This window comes from Aurantiacibacter zhengii (assembly GCF_003584125.1).
Classification (GTDB): domain Bacteria; phylum Pseudomonadota; class Alphaproteobacteria; order Sphingomonadales; family Sphingomonadaceae; genus Alteraurantiacibacter; species Alteraurantiacibacter zhengii.
This window is the reverse complement of record NZ_QXFL01000006.1, coordinates 45,194-60,896: the sequence shown is the minus strand read 5'-3', so window position 1 is coordinate 60,896 and position 15,703 is coordinate 45,194. Positions and strand designations below refer to the sequence as shown.

The following is a 15,703-nucleotide window of genomic DNA, read 5'->3' as shown; positions in this document are numbered from 1 at the left end:
TGCTGGACAGCACTGACGGATCCAATTTGCTCGCTATACCGCCCTTGCAGCGTGGCGAGATTGAGCAGGGCGCACGGGTTTTCCGCTTGTCTTTGACCCCAGGCCAGAAGGAATTCGTCACCGGTGTTGCTTCGCCCACCATCGGCATCGACGCACCCTATCTGGGACCGACGCTGGAAATGCGCCGGGGCGAGTGGGTGCAGTTCCATATCGACAACAAGCTGGCCGAAGGCGCTACGGTCCATTGGCATGGTTTCGAACTTCCTGCCGCAGCCGATGGCGGACCGCATCAGTTGATCCGTCCCGGCGAACGCTGGAGGCCTTCTTTCCAAGTTCGCCAGCGGGCTTCGCTCTACTGGTATCATTCACACTTGGAGCGCGGAGCCGGGCCGCAGGTCTATGCCGGGCTCGCCGCACCGATCTATGTTCGCGACGACGAGGAAGAGCGCCTCGACTTGCCGAGCGACTATGGCGTCGACGACATTCCGCTGATCGTGCAGGACCGCGTGATCGATGGATCCGGCCGCTTGGTGTACCCGCTGAGTATGCACGCGCGGATGATGGGCGTGCGCGGGAGCCGGATATTCGTCAACGGCACTGAAAACGCTGTGTTCGACGCACAGACAGGCCAATTGCGGCTGCGCATCCTCAATGGATCGAACGCCCGCCTTTACGATTTTTCGCTCGAAGGTGATCGTTCGATGCAACTGATCGCGAGCGATGGCGGCTTGCTCGATCGTTCGCACATCGTCCGCTCGGTCAGGCTCGCCCCGGGGGAGCGCGCGCAGGTAATTATCGATCTCTCGGAAGGACGCCCGCTTCGCCTTCTTGCCAGCAGTCCCGAAAACGCCATGGGCATGATGGGCGGACGCGGAATGATGGGCGGCGGGATGATGGGGCGCGGCGATAGCGGCGATGCTTCCGCAGACGTGTTTCAAATCCTCGATATCAGGCCGGCAAGTTCGGCCCAGCGCATCAGGGTGCCGACACAACTGGCATCGCTTGCTCCAACCGACCCGTCGTCAGCCGTCCGAACCCGGCGTTTCGTTCTCGACATGGGCATGATGGGCGGCGGAATGTCCATTAACGGTGCTGCGATGGACATGAATGTGATCAACGAACGTGTGCCAGTCGGCCAATGGGAAATCTGGGAGATCGCCAACGCTTCGATGATGGCCCACCCGTTTCATATCCATAACGTCCAGTTTCGTGTGATCGACCGCGATGGCCGAGCGCCCCCACCATTGGAAACCAGTTTGAAGGATACCGTGATCGTCAACCCGCGCGAGCAGGTACGCCTTCTCCTGCGTTTTGAAGAACACACCGACCCAGACCTGCCCTACATGTATCACTGCCACATTCTCGAACACGAGGATGCAGGCATGATGGGGCAGTTCGTAGTCGTGAAGAGCTAGGAAGGACAGGCGATGAGCAAGGACCAGAGTGTGATCGAGGGTACCGCGATCGACCCGGTATGCGGCATGAGCGTTGCAATCGACGGGGCTCAGCATATCGCGACGCATGAGGGCGCGACACACTATTTCTGTTCGCCGCGCTGTCACGACAAGTTCGTCACCGATCCCGAGCTCTATCTCTCGGGCGCGCATCTCGACGCGGTCGAGGATGTGCCCGAAGGCACGATCTACACCTGTCCGATGCACCCTGAAATCCGCCAGCCCGGGCCGGGTTCATGCCCGATTTGCGGCATGGCGCTCGAACCGGAAACCGTTTCGCTGGGCGATGGCCCCGACCCCGAACTGGTCGACATGCTGCGTAGGTTCTGGTGGAGCGCGCTGCTCACGCTGCCTCTGTTCGTCTATGCGATGAGCGACATGGCACCGGGGCTCAGTTTCGACCGTCTGATAGAACCGGCCTGGGCGCAGTGGGCGCAATTTGCGCTCGCAACCCCGGTGGTTCTATGGGGCGCCTGGCCGTTCTTCGTTCGGGCCATCCAGTCGCTCAAGACGCGCAATCTCAACATGTTCACCCTGATCGGGTTCGGCGTGGCCATCGCCTATCTTTTTAGCGTCGTGGCGACGGTCGCGCCCGATCTGTTCCCTGCAGCGTTCCGCGACCATTCGGGACGGGTCGGGGTCTATTTCGAGGCGGCAGCGGTCATCACGACGCTCGTTCTGCTCGGACAGGTCCTCGAGCTCAAGGCCAGGGGTTCGACCTCGAGCGCCTTGCGCGCACTGCTCGAGCTGGCACCGCCCAGCGCGGTCAAGATCTTTGGCTCAGGCGACGAGCGCGAGGTGCCGCTCGATCAGCTAACCACAGGCGATCGTCTGCGCGTTCGACCCGGCGACAAGGTTCCCGTCGATGGCGAAATCGAGGAGGGATCGAGCGCGATCGATGAATCCATGATCAGCGGCGAACCGCTTCCGGTCGCCAAACAGGCTGGCGACATTGTCATCGGCGGCACGGTCAACCAGACTGGAGGGTTCGTCATGCGCGCAACCGGCGTGGGCAAGGACACGATGCTGTCCAAGATCGTCCAGATGGTGGCCGACGCGCAGCGCAGCCGCGCACCGATCCAGCGGCTCGCCGATCAGGTGGCTGGCTGGTTTGTGCCTGCGGTGGTTGTGATCGCCATCGCCACCTTCGTGGTCTGGGCAATCTGGGGTCCCGCCCCTGCGCTTGCCTACGCATTGGTCAATGCCATTGCGGTCCTGATCATCGCTTGTCCCTGCGCGCTTGGCCTCGCTACGCCGATGTCGATCATGACAGGCACAGGCAAGGGTGCCCAGCACGGCATCCTGATCCGCAATGCCGAAGCGCTGGAGACACTCGAGAAGATCGATACGCTGGTGGTCGACAAGACCGGCACGTTGACGATAGGCAAGCCCGATCTGGTGGCGGTGAAGCCTGCAGACGGCATCGACGAAACTGAATTCCTGGCAGCGGTTGCAGGTGTCGAAATGGGCAGCGAGCATCCGCTGGCCCATGCCATCGTCGAAGGCGCAAAAGCGCGCGGCGTCTCGCCCGCCAATGCCACGGATCTCGCTTCGACGACCGGGGAAGGTGTTGAAGCCAATGTCCAGGGGGGCCGGGTTGCGATCGGCAACGAAAAGATGATGCGGCGCGTCGGGATCGATGACGAGGCCTGGCTCGGCTCGGCCGAAAATGGCCGCAAGCAGGGTCAGACGGTGATGTTCGTTGCGTTCGATGGCCGTCCGGCAGGGCTCATCGCGGTGGCCGATCCGATCAAGCCTACCAGTGCAGCGGCCATTGCGGCTCTGCACAAGCGCGATATCCGGGTCGTTATGCTCACGGGCGACAGCCGCGGCACTGCCGAAGCGGTCGCGCGCGAAATGGGTATCGACGAGGTACACGCCAATGTCTCGCCCGAAGACAAGCACCGCAAGATCGAAGAGCTGAAAGCGCAAGGTCGCCGGGTCGGCATGGCCGGGGACGGGATCAACGATGCTCCTGCGCTGGCTGCCGCCGATGTTGGTATTGCCATGGGCACTGGTACCGATGTGGCGATCGAAAGCGCCGGGGTCACACTGGTTCGTGGTGATTTGACAGGAGTGGTGCAGGCCACCGTGCTGTCGCGCGGAACGATGCGCAACATCCGGCAGAACCTGTTTTTCGCCTTCGCTTACAATACGCTCGGCATTCCGGTCGCAGCAGGCGTACTGTTTCCATTCTTCGGAGTGCTACTCAGCCCGATGATCGCGGCAGCGGCGATGAGCTTGTCTTCGGTGTCTGTGATCGGCAACGCCCTGCGTCTGCGCGGCTTGAGCTTCGCCCGGTGAACAGCAGTGTTGATCCTTCGGACAATTCGGTTCGAAAAGGCAGCGATCACGTTATGGCTGTTATCGCCCATTGGCCGCTTATGAAGATGCCAACGAGGATGATGACCGCCGCGAATATAAAGTTCAGCGCTCGTTTGCGCTTAGCCAACAGGTTCGATGCGCGAGTACCCAGCCAGCCGCCTATACCGCCGCCGCCGATGAAAAACGCGGCAATCTCCCAATCGACGAGTCCGTCGAGGGCGTAATTGGCGGCTGTGGTCGTACCGAAAGCGGCTACAGAGACCAGCGAGGAGCCGATCGCGTTGAGAATCGGCATGGCCGTCGCGGCAACCAGACCCGGCACCACCAGAAAGCCCCCGCCGATACCGAAGAAACCGGACAGTCCGCCTACCAGCAATCCTCCGAACGCGAGGCGCGGGGTGAGGCGCAGCGCCGTGGCTCGGGTGAGCTGGACATCCGGGTCGGATCCGCCCGATTTCTCGCGCAGCATCGAGAGGCCGACGACAATCATCACCAGACCGAACAGGCCCAAAAGCAGATCGCCCGATGTAATTTTTCCCAGGCTTGATCCGGCGGCAGCTCCGACAACGCCGAATGCTGCGAATAGGCCTGCGCAGCGCCACTTCACATTGCCGCCTCGCGCATGGAACAATAAGTTTGCCAAGGCGCTGGCCGCCACCGCAGCAGCGGACGTGGCGATAGCGACATGGGTGTCGTGAACACCGACGACATACACAAGCAACGGCACTGCGAGGATCGATCCCCCACCGCCGAGTAGTCCAAGCGAAAAGCCCACGAGGAGGCCCGAGGTAAGCGATAGGAGCGCCACGATGACGCCGATATCCATCATCCGGGATTGTCCAACATAACTGAAAGCCTGTTCAATGGCCGTCTGCTGGACCGGTCGTATCGTCGGCGGAGCTGCAATAGATGGCGTAGAGCGTTTCCAGCACCCGGCGCGGCGCATCGCCGCAAAGCGAATAATGGATCGTGCGGCCATCGCGCCGCGCTGCGACCAGGCCATCCTTCCGCATAAGCGCCAGATGCTGCGAAACCACGGTTTCCCGAAGTTCCAGCAGTTCGGCCAGCTCGCCCACGCTGCGCTCGCCTTCAACCAATTGGCAGGCGATCATCAGGCGGTTGTGGCTGCCCAGCGCCTTGAGCAATGCCACCGCCTTTTCGGCTTGATCGCGAATATCTTCGGCTTTCATACTTGCATATATGCGAAGGTATGAATATAAAGTCAATCGTAATCTGCTGCCGCGCAATCGCGGACCCGGACCTTTGAACCTGAACCAGGATGATGCCTTATGACCCAAATCAAGATCCTCAATGGCAGATTCGCCGTCTCGACCGCTCCGCCTTCCGAGGGCGACCTGCGCGCATTGGCGGAGGATGGTTACAAGGCGGTCGTCAACCTGCGCTGCCAGGATGAGGCGGATCAGCCTCTCGCCCCGGACCGCGAAGGTGAAGTGGTGGCATCGCTCGGCCTTGAATATTGTCACTTGCCGGTGGCGGGCGGCACCATATCGGACGAGCTCGTCGATGAGTTCAGGGCCAGTGTCGAAGCGCTTCCGAAGCCGGTGCTGGTCCATTGCGCCTCGGGCAAGCGCGCAGGAGCCTTCACAATAATGCATCTGGCGTCGCAGCAGGGAATGAGCGGCGATGCGACCCTACAGAAGGCGGCGGATATGGGCTTCGTGTGCGACGAACCGGCGCTGGAAAACTTCGTCCGTAATTACGTCGACCGGGCGCAGGACTGACCTACGCAGAACCGCTCTCAACCAGCATACGAAAAGACTATTCGATGAAACCCGACATAGAGGCATTTTTCGACACGAACACGAACACCGTGACCTATGTCGTGTCCGATCCTGCAACCAAGGCGTGCGCGGTGATCGATCCGGTGCTCGATTTCGATGCCGCAGCGGCGCGAACGGCGACTAAGTCCGCCGATAAAGTGATCGAATTCGTCCGGCAAATGGATTTCAAGTGCGAGTGGATCCTGGAAACCCATGTCCATGCCGATCACCTTTCCGCCGCACCCTACATCCGCCGCGCACTAGGCGGCAAACTTGCTATTGGTAGCGAGATCACCGTCACGCAGAACACCTTCGGGCCGATATTCAATGCCGGAGTGGACCTGCCACGCGATGGACGCCAGTTCGACCATTTGTTTGCCGATAATGACAGCTTTGACCTAGGCGCCATATCGGCCCAGGCACTCCATACGCCGGGACATACGCCCGCGTGCATGACCTATGTTATCGGAGACGCCGCCTTTGTCGGCGATACGCTGTTCATGCCCGATTACGGCACGGCGCGGGCCGATTTTCCCGGCGGCGATGCACGCACGCTCTATCGCTCTATTCGCCGGATTTTCGAGCTACCGGAGGAGACGCGGCTGTTTATGTGCCACGACTACCTGCCGGAGGGCCGCTCGCAGCACCAATGGGAAACGACGGTGAAAGAACAAAAGCACAGCAACATTCATATCCATGCCGGGGTCGACGAGAATGCATTTGTAGCCATGCGTGAGGAGCGCGACAACCAGCTGGGTATGCCGCGCCTCATCCTGCCATCAATCCAGGTCAACATTCGCGGAGGGAATATGCCTCGCGCAGAAGGAAACGGTACGATCTATCTGAAACTGCCGGTCAACGTTTTGGGTGAACCACAGACGCCTCCCGAAGAAACTGGTCCGCGCACCCAATAAGTCTGCCATCGACGTATCAACCTGAGGGGGAAAGAACTCTATGATCCGGAATATGGAAAACAGCCTAGCGACATGGGCCGCAAAAGTGCGATTGATCGATCCGGTCTTCCGCCTCTGTTTGAGCCTCATATTCATCATAGGCGGATTGGGGCATTTTCTTGCGCATGAATATATGCTGGGCCGGATGGCATTGTCGCCATGGAAAGATCACGTTGCTCTAATTGGAGATGCGTCCATTCTTTTGTGGCTGTCTGGCTTGGTTTTCATCGGTGCAGGAACATCACTGGCCTTGGGGTGGATGACCCGGCTCTCATGCACCGCGTTATTTCTTACCCTCGTTCCGATAACTCTTGCGATCCATATCGCCCCAGGTCACACAGGTCCTTTGCTCAAAAATATCGCTATCCTGGGGGCGCTGGCATTCGTCTTCGTTCGAGGACCAGGAAGTCACTCGATGGATAAAGCGCCCGGTCGCGCTGCTCGTTGAGCGAAGAGCAAGCTCACCTACCACATACGAGCAAAATCTCGCAAAAGATTTTGGCTTGCTTTTCAAGATTTTGGCGCTTCAGCCGGAGGCGTTTGTCCAAGCCCCCATAGAGCCCAGATAGATATCGAGGTGCTCGAAACCCTTGCTGGCCAGCCAACCCGCCGCAACGCTCGCCCGCATGCCGCTCGCGCACATCAGCGTGTAGTGGCGGTCGCGGTCGAGCTCTTCCCACCGCGTGTTGAGCTCACCGACATAGATATGTCCTGAGCCGTCGATGCTTGCTTCTTGCCGTTCGTCCGCGTCGCGCACGTCGAGCAAGGTCCACTCGCCGCTGTCTTGATCGAGCCTGCGCGCGACTTCCTCGGTGCCAATCATGGGAATGCTGCGCATCGCTTTGCCCTGTGCGGCGGCTGGAACCACGCCGACATAGCCGCCCACAACATTATCGAGACCGATGCGCACCAGATGGGCCATGGCCTGGGCTAGCTGGCCTTCCTCGGAAGCAATGAGGGCGATCCTGTCGCCTTCACCGAGGAACCATCCGGCAAAGGCCGGTATCATTCCAACCGGAAGGCACATGGCACCCGGCAGATGGCCGGCAGCGTAGGCGAGCGGCTCGCGCACATCGACCAGGTGATCGGCGCCGCTCTCGCTAAGGTCTTCCAGCCCCAGACGCCTTGGCCGCATGACGCGCGGCGCGGCATCGGACCCTGCAAGGTTGAGCCGCTCCATCAGCCGGAAATAGGGCGGCTGGTAGTGGTGCTCTGCTACCTTCGCCTCGATGAACTCGTCGCGGTCGGAGATGCGCAGGCGCGGGTTGTTGCGCCGCTCGTGGCCGATTGTCGAGAATTCCCGGTCCGCCATTCCCGACCCGCAGACCGAGCCCGCACCATGCGCCGGGTAGATAATCGCCTGATCGCCGAGGCCGCAAAGTTTCTGCAGGGAGTCGAATAGAAGGCCCGCGACTTCTTCCTTGCGCTCGGGATAGAAATCGGTGCGCCCGACATCGCCGACGAACAGGGCATCGCCGGTAAAGACGCCGACCGGCCCCTCGGAATATTCGCTGTCATGGATGACGAAAGCGAGATGATCGTCGGTGTGTCCAGGTGTTTCAAGCACTTCGATCTTCAATTGACCCAGCTCGAAACAATCGCCTTCGCGCGCGGTCCTGGCAAAGATGACTTCGCCTGCCGCGTTGGGCCCGTGATAGACCGTGGCTCCTGTCAAATTGGCCAAGATCGGCGAGCCGCTGAGCAGATCCTCATTGCGATGGGTTTCGAAGATATGCGTTATCTCCAGCCCTTCGGCCCGGGCCTTTTCGACATAGACCTCGCAGTCCCGGCGCGGATCGATGACCGCTGCCTTTCCGCCCGAGCCGATGATGTAGGAAAGGTGTGAGAGACCGGGGGTTTTGATTTTCTCCAGAAACATGCGACTTCCTTGTCTGTTGCTCAAAGTCTGTAACGTTCGGGCTCGTTACAGATTGAAAAATGTTACGACGTTTAATCGATCCCGAGTTCGGCCTTGATGGCGGCAGGACTTTCGAAACGTTCGGCTTCGGGCCTGCCGATGGCAGGCTTTGCGTTGATCCAGGTATCTTCGCACACGAATTCAAGCAGGCTCGCCGCTAGATCAGCATGACGGCAGCGGAAACAGCCTTCTGCCAAGCGTTCGTCCGTAATGACGGCATCGCCGGTGTAAGGCTCATCCAGCAGCCAGCCCGGCCGTGCGGCCGTCCATTTGATACCTTGGGCGTCGCTGAGCATCGCTTCCATGGCGCGCATCTGCTCGAGTATATTGAACAATGCAGGCTTGGCGGTGAGCTCAAACCAGGCCGGGACGCTCGACTGATGTTCGACAAAGGCAGCGGAGATCACGGCAATGCGGTCGATCTTCGTCTGTGCCATCGCCCCGAGCAGGTTGCGCGTGCCATCGGTATAAAGCGGCGGTGGATCGATCGCATTGCCCGGACCAAAAGCGACACCGAGGGTCGAGATAACCGCGCGGCAGCCATCGAGATCGCCAGCGAAATCGTCCGACAGCACATCGCATTCGATATATTCGAAGTCGCCCACCCGCTCGTCTGGTCCGGGCACCGTGTGTTCGAAGGCGCGGATCGGTATGTCCCGGGCAAGGGCATGCCTCAGTAGCTCGGTGCCGGTCTTCCCGCCTGCGCCGAAGACAGCGATGGGCCTCGTATCGGTCATCTGCTTGTTCCTGTTAAAACTGGTGAGGGCGACGAAGGGCGGAGGCGCGGGCGCATGGGGTAACCGACGGCCCGCCCATGCGCCCTGCCAGTATCAGGCTCCCTCGGCTGGACAGGTGGTATAGCCCCAAAAGCCAAACTCATCCTTGGCTCTTGGCGCTGCCACGATCATCTCCTGCATCTGCAGGCTCGCATCGCCTTCATCATCCAGCATGCGGGTTCTGATCCGAAGCTCACCGTTCGAATAGCTGCCGGGGCCATCGGCAGTGACGGGGATCAATTTGCCATTGATCTTGATTGCTCCGCCCCCGTCGCCGTCATAGACAAATGAGGGAAAGGCCACTTCGGTCAGGCGGAACTGGCAGGCCTGTCCTGCGCCCAGAGCAGCAAGATCCGCGTCATTCATGGTCCCGGGAAGCATCAGGCCTGAGTCAACATTTGCCAGTGCACTGGCCGCATCCTCGATCGGCGCGGCAGTGGCAGGCGGGTCGAGCTGGGCTTCGCGGTCGTTGCCCGGAGCGGTGTTCGAATTGCAGGCGGCAAGCGGTAGCGCGATGAGCGCCGTGAAAGCTATCTTGTTCATGGCTGCATCTCCTCGGGCAGGCGTTCTTCGGTCCGAGGACCGTTCTGCTCGATATCGTCGATGAGATATTTCATCTCGGCGATTTCGCGGCGCTGGGCGACGATGATGGCCTGAGCGAGTTCGCGCACGCGAGGATCCTTCAGGCTCGCGCGTTCGCTGGTCATGATCGCGATCGAGTGGTGCGGGATCATCGCTGCCATATATTCGGTATCGTCGACGGTGGTCTGGCTGCGCACCAGCCACAGCGCGAGGGCGAACACGAAGGCGCCGACGCCCAGAATAATGAAGTTCTTGGTCCGGTCCTTGTACATGCCCCACATGAAGAGCAGCATGACAACCATCATCATCGCGCCCATGACAAACATCATCCAGAAGCGCGTTTCGCTCCAGAAAAGATCATCGACGGTAAAGGTGTTGGCATACATCAGGAAGAACATGATCACGGTCGAGGTCGACACCATGGCCATGAATCGCCAGTAGCTGCCGCCCCCTCCCTTGTCCGAGTGGGTCGTCTTTTCAGTCATGCTTTTTCTCCTTTGTGCATCATGGTCCAGAATAGCTGCGCCGAGCAGCTGATGAGAGCGAAGCCGGTGAGGGCCTCGACGCCGGCCAGGACTCTCAGGTGCTCGGTCGGATAAATGTCGCCCAGGCCCAGTGTGGTCACGTTGATGAGCGAGAAATAGAAGTAGTCCATCCAGTCCATGGAAGGCGCCTTGTCGAAACCTCCCAGGCCCCATTGCGCGCCCAGCCAGAAACCTGCGGCAAAAAGGATCGCCACGAGGAAATGCGACGCGAGCACGATCAGCGAAACGGCAAGCTTTGCCTGCGTATCGCGGCGCCGGTCGAGAAGCCGGTGACCGACACCCAGAATGGCAAGGTGCGAAGCGACAGCCGAGAGGAACAGAAAGACGGAGAGAAGGAGCGCGGTGATCATGCGAGAAGCTTCGCGCCCATCCACAGACCCATTCCGATCATGAACAGATTTTCGGTCAGCGAGACAAAGCCGAGCGGCACATTGCTGCTGCCGCCCACGCAGGCGCATTTAAGCTCGCGCTTGTCGATGTAGACAGCCTTGAAGACGCTGACAGCGCCGACTGTGCCGATGAACAATGCCAGCGGGGCCGAGAGCCAGGTCAGCGCGCCCGCGGTCATGAGAATGCCGGCAGCGGCTTCGCCGAACGGGTAGACGAAGCCATAGGGCACCCAGCGCCGTGCGAGCAGGTCGTAGTTGAGGAACATCGTCGAGAAACTGCGCACGTCCTGAAGCTTCTGAACGGCGAGCAGGGTCATCGACAGGCTCACGAACCATTCTGCGGCCCGGACAGTGAAGAGGTCGTCAAAAAACGCCCAGCTCAGCCCTAGCGCGAGCAGCAGCGCGACCGCGAAAATCGCAATGACCGGCTGATAGCTGGTTTCGCCTTCCTCAGGCTGCGAGCGGCTCTTGCCGAAGAATTCGCGGACATCGTCATAGCCGCCAATGCGCTTGCCTTCGATAAAGGTCTGCGGGGTGGTCTCGACGTCGTACTTGTCCTTGAACGCATCGGTTTCCTCCCTGCTGGTCAGGTGATGATCGTCGACCTCGAAGCCTTGCCGCTTGACAAGATCGACCGTCTTGATGCCATAGGGACAGACATGGTCCTCCATCACCATGCGGTAGACCGCCGCTGTTCGGGTCGTCATGAATCGCTCCATCTGTTTTTCTTGACGTTTCGCTTCGTCAACTCAGGTTTTCGGGAAACGGTTTCGAAAAAGCCCGGCGTAAAAGCGGCAAAGCTGGTTGAAGAAGGTGCCATCAACTCTTCTCTCCTGACCGATCATCTTTGTGAGAAGCGGGCGCTTCGGAATTGCGCGAGAGGTAGATCCATTCCCCCACGAACACCGCGACGATGCCGATCGCCGCATAGGCGACAACGGCAGGATCGCTGCGCAATTTGGCCGCGGTAAAGGCTGCGAGGACCACGCCATCTGCCGCGAGTGCTGTAAGAAGTATTGATGCTCGCGCGCCGACTTCCTTGCGCAGGTGACGCAGGACGCCCCAGTGCACCAGCATATCCATGACGAGGTAGAAGAAGGCGCCCAGCGAGGCGATCCGCGACAGATCGAACAGGACGGCAAGCGTCCCGGCAATGACCACCGTATAGACCAGCATGTGGCTGCGTATCCCGCCGCTCATGCCGAAATGGCTGTGCGGGATCATCTTCATGTCGGTCAGCATCGCAAGCATGCGCGACACGGCAAATACGCTCGCGATCACGCCCGAAGTCGTTGCGGCGATCGCGATCGCGACGGTGAAATAGAAGCCCAGTTCTCCCAGCGCCGGACGCGCCGCTGCTGCGAGCGAATAATCGCGCGCCTCGACGATCTCGGATATGCTCAGGCTCGAACCCACCGCCACTGCGACAAGCAGATAGATCACGATACAGACCGCGATCGAGATCATGATCGTCCGGCCGACATTCTTGTGCGGGTCGACGATTTCGCCGCCGCTATTGGTAATCGTGGTGAAGCCCTTGAAGGCGAGGATCGAGAAAGCAACCGAGGCGAGCAGGGCTTCTGCATTGGTCAGCGAGACGGGCTGCGAAAATGCGCCTGATGAAAAACCGCTGGCCAAGATCGCGGCGACTGCGAACAGCGCGATGCCGCCGATCTTGATGGCGGACATGATAAGCGAGAAGCCGCTTACCGACCTGTTGCCCGCTGCATTGACGAGATAGGCGAAAATGATGACGGCAAGCGCTGCGAGAGAAACGAGCCACCCGCTGCTTTCGAGGCCGAACGGGCGCAGCGCGTAAGTGGCAAAGGTGCGGGCCACGAGGCTCTCGTTAATCACCATCGACAGCGCCATTAGGAGCGAGGCAGAGGCGGCGATCACGCCGGGTCCGTATGCTTTCTGCAAGATCATCGCGATGCCGCCCGAAGACGGCCATTTGTTCGACATCTTGATATAGCTGTACGCCGCCAGCGAGGTTACCAGCGCGCCAGCGATGAAGGATAAGGGGAAGAGCGGACCGGCAAGCTCGGCGATCTGCCCGGTCAGCGCGAATATGCCGGCACCGATCATGACGCCGGTTCCCATCGCCACGCCGCCCAGCAGGGTTATCGAGCCAGCTGTTTCGCTTTGATTCTCGTGCTCATGGTCTTGCAAGACTTTCCCCTGTCGATGGTCTCCCGTTCAAGAAAGATCATGCCGGACAGTACGTTCGGTCGGGGCTCATCCCTCAATATTTTTGAGTATGTGGCGGGGCGAAGCCCCAACCGCATCATAAATTTGCAGGAACTGAGCCGATCGACAAAGCGCTCCGAACACGCGTGCTGTCCCACAGACCAGCGGTTAGATGCTCACTTTCCCGCGATGCTGGAGATAAGCCTGAGCTTCGCGCACATCGAGCTCACGCGTGCTATTGCCTGCTCGCAGCATGAACCGGGCCACGCTCCCTTCGGAAAAATAGATCGGCTCCAAGCTCTTCTCCACAATAACTCGGCAAACGATCTTTTCCTCGAGTTTGTGGAACCTACAATGGATCAGAGCACACGCGTGTCCTCCAAGACCCTCTTTTGCTGTGTCCATCAATAAACGTTCGAAGCCATCCTGGTTGGCGGGCTTAAGCGTTTGCATGTCCGCCTCGATGCCCGCGATGCTGCCATCATCTTCGACACCGATAAGGAGAGTGCCGCCCTCTTGGTTGAGGAACCCCGCCAGGGTTTTGACGATGACTTGCTGCAAGCTGCGGTTGACTTTCTCCTGACGCCTGTCCCAACGGAAGGAAGATTTGAATTCCAGCTGCTCGCTTTCGCCGCGAGCTATTAGTAATGGAAGTTCTTCATTGAGTTCGCGTTCCAGAAAGCGAACTCTGGACCGCTCGTGCACGAGCCGAACATGATACACTCCAAAACCCAGTCCGATCGCGCCGCCGATCGCGGCATATATCAAGCTCATTGCAAACATTTCGAACGCAAACGCGGAGAGAGTCCGGTCGATTATGAAGCTGAGTGCGCTGTCTTGGTCGGCAAAGGCCAAGGCACCAAACTCGTACCAAAAGACGAGCGTCGTGAGCGGGTGAAGAATCACTACACCCAGAACAGCGCCGATGGCGACGTGAACTAACAGGGATCGCCTCTCTCCTTGGGACGGAGTTCTGGGAATGGCTCTAGCTCCAGTAATAATATGCGATCGAAATGAGCCAGACGAGGCCTTGCCCCTCTTGGACCAAGTTACCGCGACAAGCTCTGTCTATCGACTGAAACGCTTCTGAAAATATCGGAAAAGCGGCACCGCGATTAAAGCAATATACCAACCATACAAAAAACTTCCAAGAGCGCCTGCCAGAAAGCCCGAGAGGGTCAGCCACTCGAAACCGGGAAGCAGCGGCGCCCACGCTTCGTGCATGTGCGCCTGTTCGGGCGCGAGCAGGCCGAAACCGATGCAGATCAGGTAGCTGAAAAGCAGGAAGAGGCTGAGTGTCCAGCCCCATATGAAAATTGAGGTTTTGACCGAATAGTCCGACATGATGGTCCTCCGTCAGAGTTGGCGCAAAAAGGGCTGCCCATATTCACGGGTAGGATGCGAACACGCTCCGCCCGCCTGGGCCGAAGGCGATGACATCATAGGGCTGCACCTGGTCCCCGAGTTCCATCCCGGGCGAGCCAAGCGGCATTCCGGGCACGGCCAGGCCTGCCACTCCTTCGGGGCGTTCGCGTAATAGCTTCGCGACGGCATCGGCCGGCACGTGGCCTTCGATGATATAGCCATCGACTTCCATCGTGTGGCACGACCACAGATCCTGCGGTACACCCCTGGCTGTCTTTAGTGCAGCCATGTCGTCGGAGTCGACCGAGGCGACCTCCGCTTCGAGCCCGTGTTCTACGTGACCGGCCCAGTTAAGACAGCACCCGCACCCTGCGTCGCGGTACATCGTGTATGTCGCGGCCTGGGCCGCATTCGAGCAGGCTGCAAGGGCGAGGAGGAGCGAAGCCGCCAGCGAACGACTGAACGGTTTTGATGGATTGATGAAACTCATTTACATTTGCCTTTCCTGAGGCCGCGCCGAGCAGAATGACTTTGCCAGAATGTGTCCGCCCAAATTCTGCGCCGACAAACGACGCGTGCTTTTGACTCAATGCCTTTACGCATCAATTGCTTCTTGCCCTCAAATTATCTTGAGGGTTTGCGCGAAGTGTCGCGTATAGGAACCGTGCAACCGACAGGAGCAAGGGATGCGTGATAATCAGACACTCGATGCGATGCTCGGCACGATGGCGTCGCAGGAGGCTGGCGACGTGCCGCCCGACTTCATGAACGGCGTCTGGCAGCGCGCAGGACAGCTTGGCGAAATTGCCGATCAGCGACGCAGAATGGCCTTGTTCGCCGGTCTGTTTGTCGTCGGCCTGGCGGCAGGCGCAGGGACCAGCGGATGGCCGTCCGAATATGGCGCTCCTACAGAAATTGTTGGCGAGAGCCTCGTTGGCGGAGAATCCCTGTCGCCCGCTGCTTTGCTTCATGTGGGGTCATAGGCGTTGAAGAAGTTTCACCTTGTCCTCGCGGTCCTGCTGGCGGCGCTCGCCGGATGCCTCGGAGCGCTTGCCGCCGATCGCTGGTCCAACAACGATGCCGAGGGTAGCCTGCACCAGTTCGTGCACGATGAACTCTCGCTCACGGCTGATCAGGAGCAGCGGCTCGACGCGCTCGAAGCGCGTTTCGCGGTAGAACAGGCAAGGCTCGAAGCCTCTGCGCGCGCAGCCAACGCCCAGCTCGCCCAGGCAATGGAAACCGAGCACGAATACGGGCCCGAAGTCAGTGCCGCGATCGACGAGGTGCATGCGCGCATGGGCGATTTGCAAAAAGCGACCGTGCGCCACGTCTTCGACATGCGGGAAATTCTCGATCCCGATCAGCAGCTTCAGTTCGACCGGAAAGTGTCCGCGGCCCTCACGCGCGATCCGCGTGACTGATCAG

19 protein-coding genes are annotated in these 15,703 nt (G+C 59.8%); 7 read left to right on the top strand and 12 right to left on the bottom strand.

What is annotated here, in order from left to right; genetic code table 11:
* Window positions 1–86 precede the first annotated feature (86 nt).
* Both D2V07_RS13345 and D2V07_RS13340 read left to right on the top strand, forming a co-directional pair.
* Entirely contained in the window at window positions 87–1,415 is a 1,329-nt protein-coding gene (locus tag D2V07_RS13345; protein ID WP_225982094.1) for a multicopper oxidase family protein, read from the top strand.
* Between the two features lie 12 nt (window positions 1,416–1,427).
* On the top strand, window positions 1,428–3,758 hold the full coding sequence (locus D2V07_RS13340; protein WP_010412733.1) for a heavy metal translocating P-type ATPase: 2,331 nt from the start codon (window positions 1,428–1,430) through the stop codon (window positions 3,756–3,758).
* Window positions 3,759–3,804: 46 nt separating this feature from the next.
* On the opposite strand, the gene D2V07_RS13335 is transcribed toward D2V07_RS13340, so the two are convergent.
* Entirely contained in the window at window positions 3,805–4,608 is an 804-nt protein-coding gene (locus D2V07_RS13335) for a sulfite exporter TauE/SafE family protein (protein ID WP_010412736.1), read from the bottom strand.
* A gap of 31 nt (window positions 4,609–4,639) precedes the next feature.
* Window positions 4,640–4,969, bottom strand: a complete 330-nt coding sequence (locus tag D2V07_RS13330) for an ArsR/SmtB family transcription factor (RefSeq protein ID WP_010412740.1) — start codon at window positions 4,967–4,969, stop codon at window positions 4,640–4,642.
* 99 nt (window positions 4,970–5,068) lie between these two features.
* Here D2V07_RS13330 and D2V07_RS13325 point away from each other — a divergent pair, with 99 nt between their 5' ends.
* Genes D2V07_RS13325 through D2V07_RS13315 form a run of 3 tightly spaced genes read left to right on the top strand, consistent with a single transcriptional unit; the run spans window position 5,069 to window position 6,961 of the window.
* Complete coding sequence (locus tag D2V07_RS13325; protein ID WP_010412743.1) at window positions 5,069–5,521, top strand: beta-lactamase hydrolase domain-containing protein; 453 nt, start codon at window positions 5,069–5,071, stop codon at window positions 5,519–5,521.
* 44 nt (window positions 5,522–5,565) lie between these two features.
* The gene (locus D2V07_RS13320) at window positions 5,566–6,474 is read left to right on the top strand and encodes an MBL fold metallo-hydrolase (protein ID WP_010412746.1); all 909 of its coding nucleotides are present in this window, start codon (window positions 5,566–5,568) and stop codon (window positions 6,472–6,474) included.
* 40 nt (window positions 6,475–6,514) lie between these two features.
* On the top strand, window positions 6,515–6,961 hold the full coding sequence (locus tag D2V07_RS13315; RefSeq protein ID WP_081432281.1) for a DoxX family protein: 447 nt from the start codon (window positions 6,515–6,517) through the stop codon (window positions 6,959–6,961).
* Window positions 6,962–7,039: 78 nt separating this feature from the next.
* Here the strand turns inward: D2V07_RS13315 and D2V07_RS13310 are convergent, their stop codons facing one another.
* The 10 genes from D2V07_RS13310 to D2V07_RS13265 form a co-directional block, all read right to left on the bottom strand.
* Complete coding sequence (locus D2V07_RS13310) at window positions 7,040–8,392, bottom strand: MBL fold metallo-hydrolase (RefSeq protein ID WP_010412751.1); 1,353 nt, start codon at window positions 8,390–8,392, stop codon at window positions 7,040–7,042.
* 71 nt (window positions 8,393–8,463) lie between these two features.
* Window positions 8,464–9,168, bottom strand: a complete 705-nt coding sequence (locus D2V07_RS13305; RefSeq protein ID WP_010412754.1) for an NAD(P)-dependent oxidoreductase — start codon at window positions 9,166–9,168, stop codon at window positions 8,464–8,466.
* A gap of 93 nt (window positions 9,169–9,261) precedes the next feature.
* Window positions 9,262–9,750: a DUF6692 family protein gene (locus D2V07_RS13300; RefSeq protein WP_010412757.1), complete on the bottom strand. Its 489-nt coding sequence runs from the start codon at window positions 9,748–9,750 to the stop codon at window positions 9,262–9,264.
* Window positions 9,747–10,274, bottom strand: coding sequence for a DUF305 domain-containing protein (locus tag D2V07_RS13295; RefSeq protein WP_010412760.1), 528 nt, complete (start codon window positions 10,272–10,274; stop codon window positions 9,747–9,749). The genes D2V07_RS13300 and D2V07_RS13295 overlap by 4 nt, the downstream gene beginning before the upstream one ends.
* Window positions 10,271–10,684, bottom strand: a complete 414-nt coding sequence (locus tag D2V07_RS13290; RefSeq protein WP_066776710.1) for a potassium channel family protein — start codon at window positions 10,682–10,684, stop codon at window positions 10,271–10,273. Before D2V07_RS13290 ends, D2V07_RS13295 begins: the two co-directional genes overlap by 4 nt.
* Window positions 10,681–11,430, bottom strand: a complete 750-nt coding sequence (locus tag D2V07_RS13285) for a glutaredoxin family protein (protein ID WP_165327860.1) — start codon at window positions 11,428–11,430, stop codon at window positions 10,681–10,683. Before D2V07_RS13285 ends, D2V07_RS13290 begins: the two co-directional genes overlap by 4 nt.
* 112 nt (window positions 11,431–11,542) lie before the next feature.
* A complete protein-coding gene (locus D2V07_RS13280; RefSeq protein ID WP_010412769.1) occupies window positions 11,543–12,826 on the bottom strand; it encodes an APC family permease in 1,284 nt (427 codons plus the stop codon).
* A 255-nt stretch (window positions 12,827–13,081) separates the two neighbouring features.
* Complete coding sequence (locus D2V07_RS13275; RefSeq protein ID WP_225982095.1) at window positions 13,082–13,768, bottom strand: AlbA family DNA-binding domain-containing protein; 687 nt, start codon at window positions 13,766–13,768, stop codon at window positions 13,082–13,084.
* Between the two features lie 213 nt (window positions 13,769–13,981).
* A complete protein-coding gene (locus tag D2V07_RS13270) occupies window positions 13,982–14,257 on the bottom strand; it encodes a hypothetical protein (RefSeq protein WP_010412775.1) in 276 nt (91 codons plus the stop codon).
* Between the two features lie 43 nt (window positions 14,258–14,300).
* Complete coding sequence (locus D2V07_RS13265) at window positions 14,301–14,768, bottom strand: DUF411 domain-containing protein (RefSeq protein ID WP_033193265.1); 468 nt, start codon at window positions 14,766–14,768, stop codon at window positions 14,301–14,303.
* 196 nt (window positions 14,769–14,964) lie between these two features.
* Here D2V07_RS13265 and D2V07_RS13260 point away from each other — a divergent pair, with 196 nt between their 5' ends.
* Window positions 14,965–15,261: a hypothetical protein gene (locus D2V07_RS13260; protein ID WP_029140031.1), complete on the top strand. Its 297-nt coding sequence runs from the start codon at window positions 14,965–14,967 to the stop codon at window positions 15,259–15,261.
* 3 nt (window positions 15,262–15,264) lie between these two features.
* On the top strand, window positions 15,265–15,699 hold the full coding sequence (locus tag D2V07_RS13255) for a periplasmic heavy metal sensor (protein ID WP_010412783.1): 435 nt from the start codon (window positions 15,265–15,267) through the stop codon (window positions 15,697–15,699).
* Window positions 15,700–15,703 lie beyond the last annotated feature (4 nt).

Bases quoted from the DNA above. Each gene is read 5' to 3' on its own strand.
- D2V07_RS13340 (WP_010412733.1), top strand. From the start codon at position 1,428: ATGAGCAAGGACCAGAGTGTGATCGAGGGTACCGCGATCGACCCGGTA.
- D2V07_RS13335 (WP_010412736.1), bottom strand. From the start codon at position 4,608: ATGATGGATATCGGCGTCATCGTGGCGCTCCTATCGCTTACCTCGGGC.
- D2V07_RS13330 (WP_010412740.1), bottom strand. From the start codon at position 4,969: ATGAAAGCCGAAGATATTCGCGATCAAGCCGAAAAGGCGGTGGCATTG.
- D2V07_RS13325 (WP_010412743.1), top strand. From the start codon at position 5,069: ATGACCCAAATCAAGATCCTCAATGGCAGATTCGCCGTCTCGACCGCT.
- D2V07_RS13320 (WP_010412746.1), top strand. From the start codon at position 5,566: ATGAAACCCGACATAGAGGCATTTTTCGACACGAACACGAACACCGTG.
- D2V07_RS13315 (WP_081432281.1), top strand. From the start codon at position 6,515: ATGATCCGGAATATGGAAAACAGCCTAGCGACATGGGCCGCAAAAGTG.
- D2V07_RS13310 (WP_010412751.1), bottom strand. From the start codon at position 8,392: ATGTTTCTGGAGAAAATCAAAACCCCCGGTCTCTCACACCTTTCCTAC.
- D2V07_RS13305 (WP_010412754.1), bottom strand. From the start codon at position 9,168: ATGACCGATACGAGGCCCATCGCTGTCTTCGGCGCAGGCGGGAAGACC.
- D2V07_RS13300 (WP_010412757.1), bottom strand. From the start codon at position 9,750: ATGAACAAGATAGCTTTCACGGCGCTCATCGCGCTACCGCTTGCCGCC.
- D2V07_RS13295 (WP_010412760.1), bottom strand. From the start codon at position 10,274: ATGACTGAAAAGACGACCCACTCGGACAAGGGAGGGGGCGGCAGCTAC.
- D2V07_RS13290 (WP_066776710.1), bottom strand. From the start codon at position 10,684: ATGATCACCGCGCTCCTTCTCTCCGTCTTTCTGTTCCTCTCGGCTGTC.
- D2V07_RS13285 (WP_165327860.1), bottom strand. From the start codon at position 11,430: ATGACGACCCGAACAGCGGCGGTCTACCGCATGGTGATGGAGGACCAT.
- D2V07_RS13280 (WP_010412769.1), bottom strand. From the start codon at position 12,826: ATGGGAACCGGCGTCATGATCGGTGCCGGCATATTCGCGCTGACCGGG.
- D2V07_RS13270 (WP_010412775.1), bottom strand. From the start codon at position 14,257: ATGTCGGACTATTCGGTCAAAACCTCAATTTTCATATGGGGCTGGACA.
- D2V07_RS13265 (WP_033193265.1), bottom strand. From the start codon at position 14,768: ATGAGTTTCATCAATCCATCAAAACCGTTCAGTCGTTCGCTGGCGGCT.
- D2V07_RS13260 (WP_029140031.1), top strand. From the start codon at position 14,965: ATGCGTGATAATCAGACACTCGATGCGATGCTCGGCACGATGGCGTCG.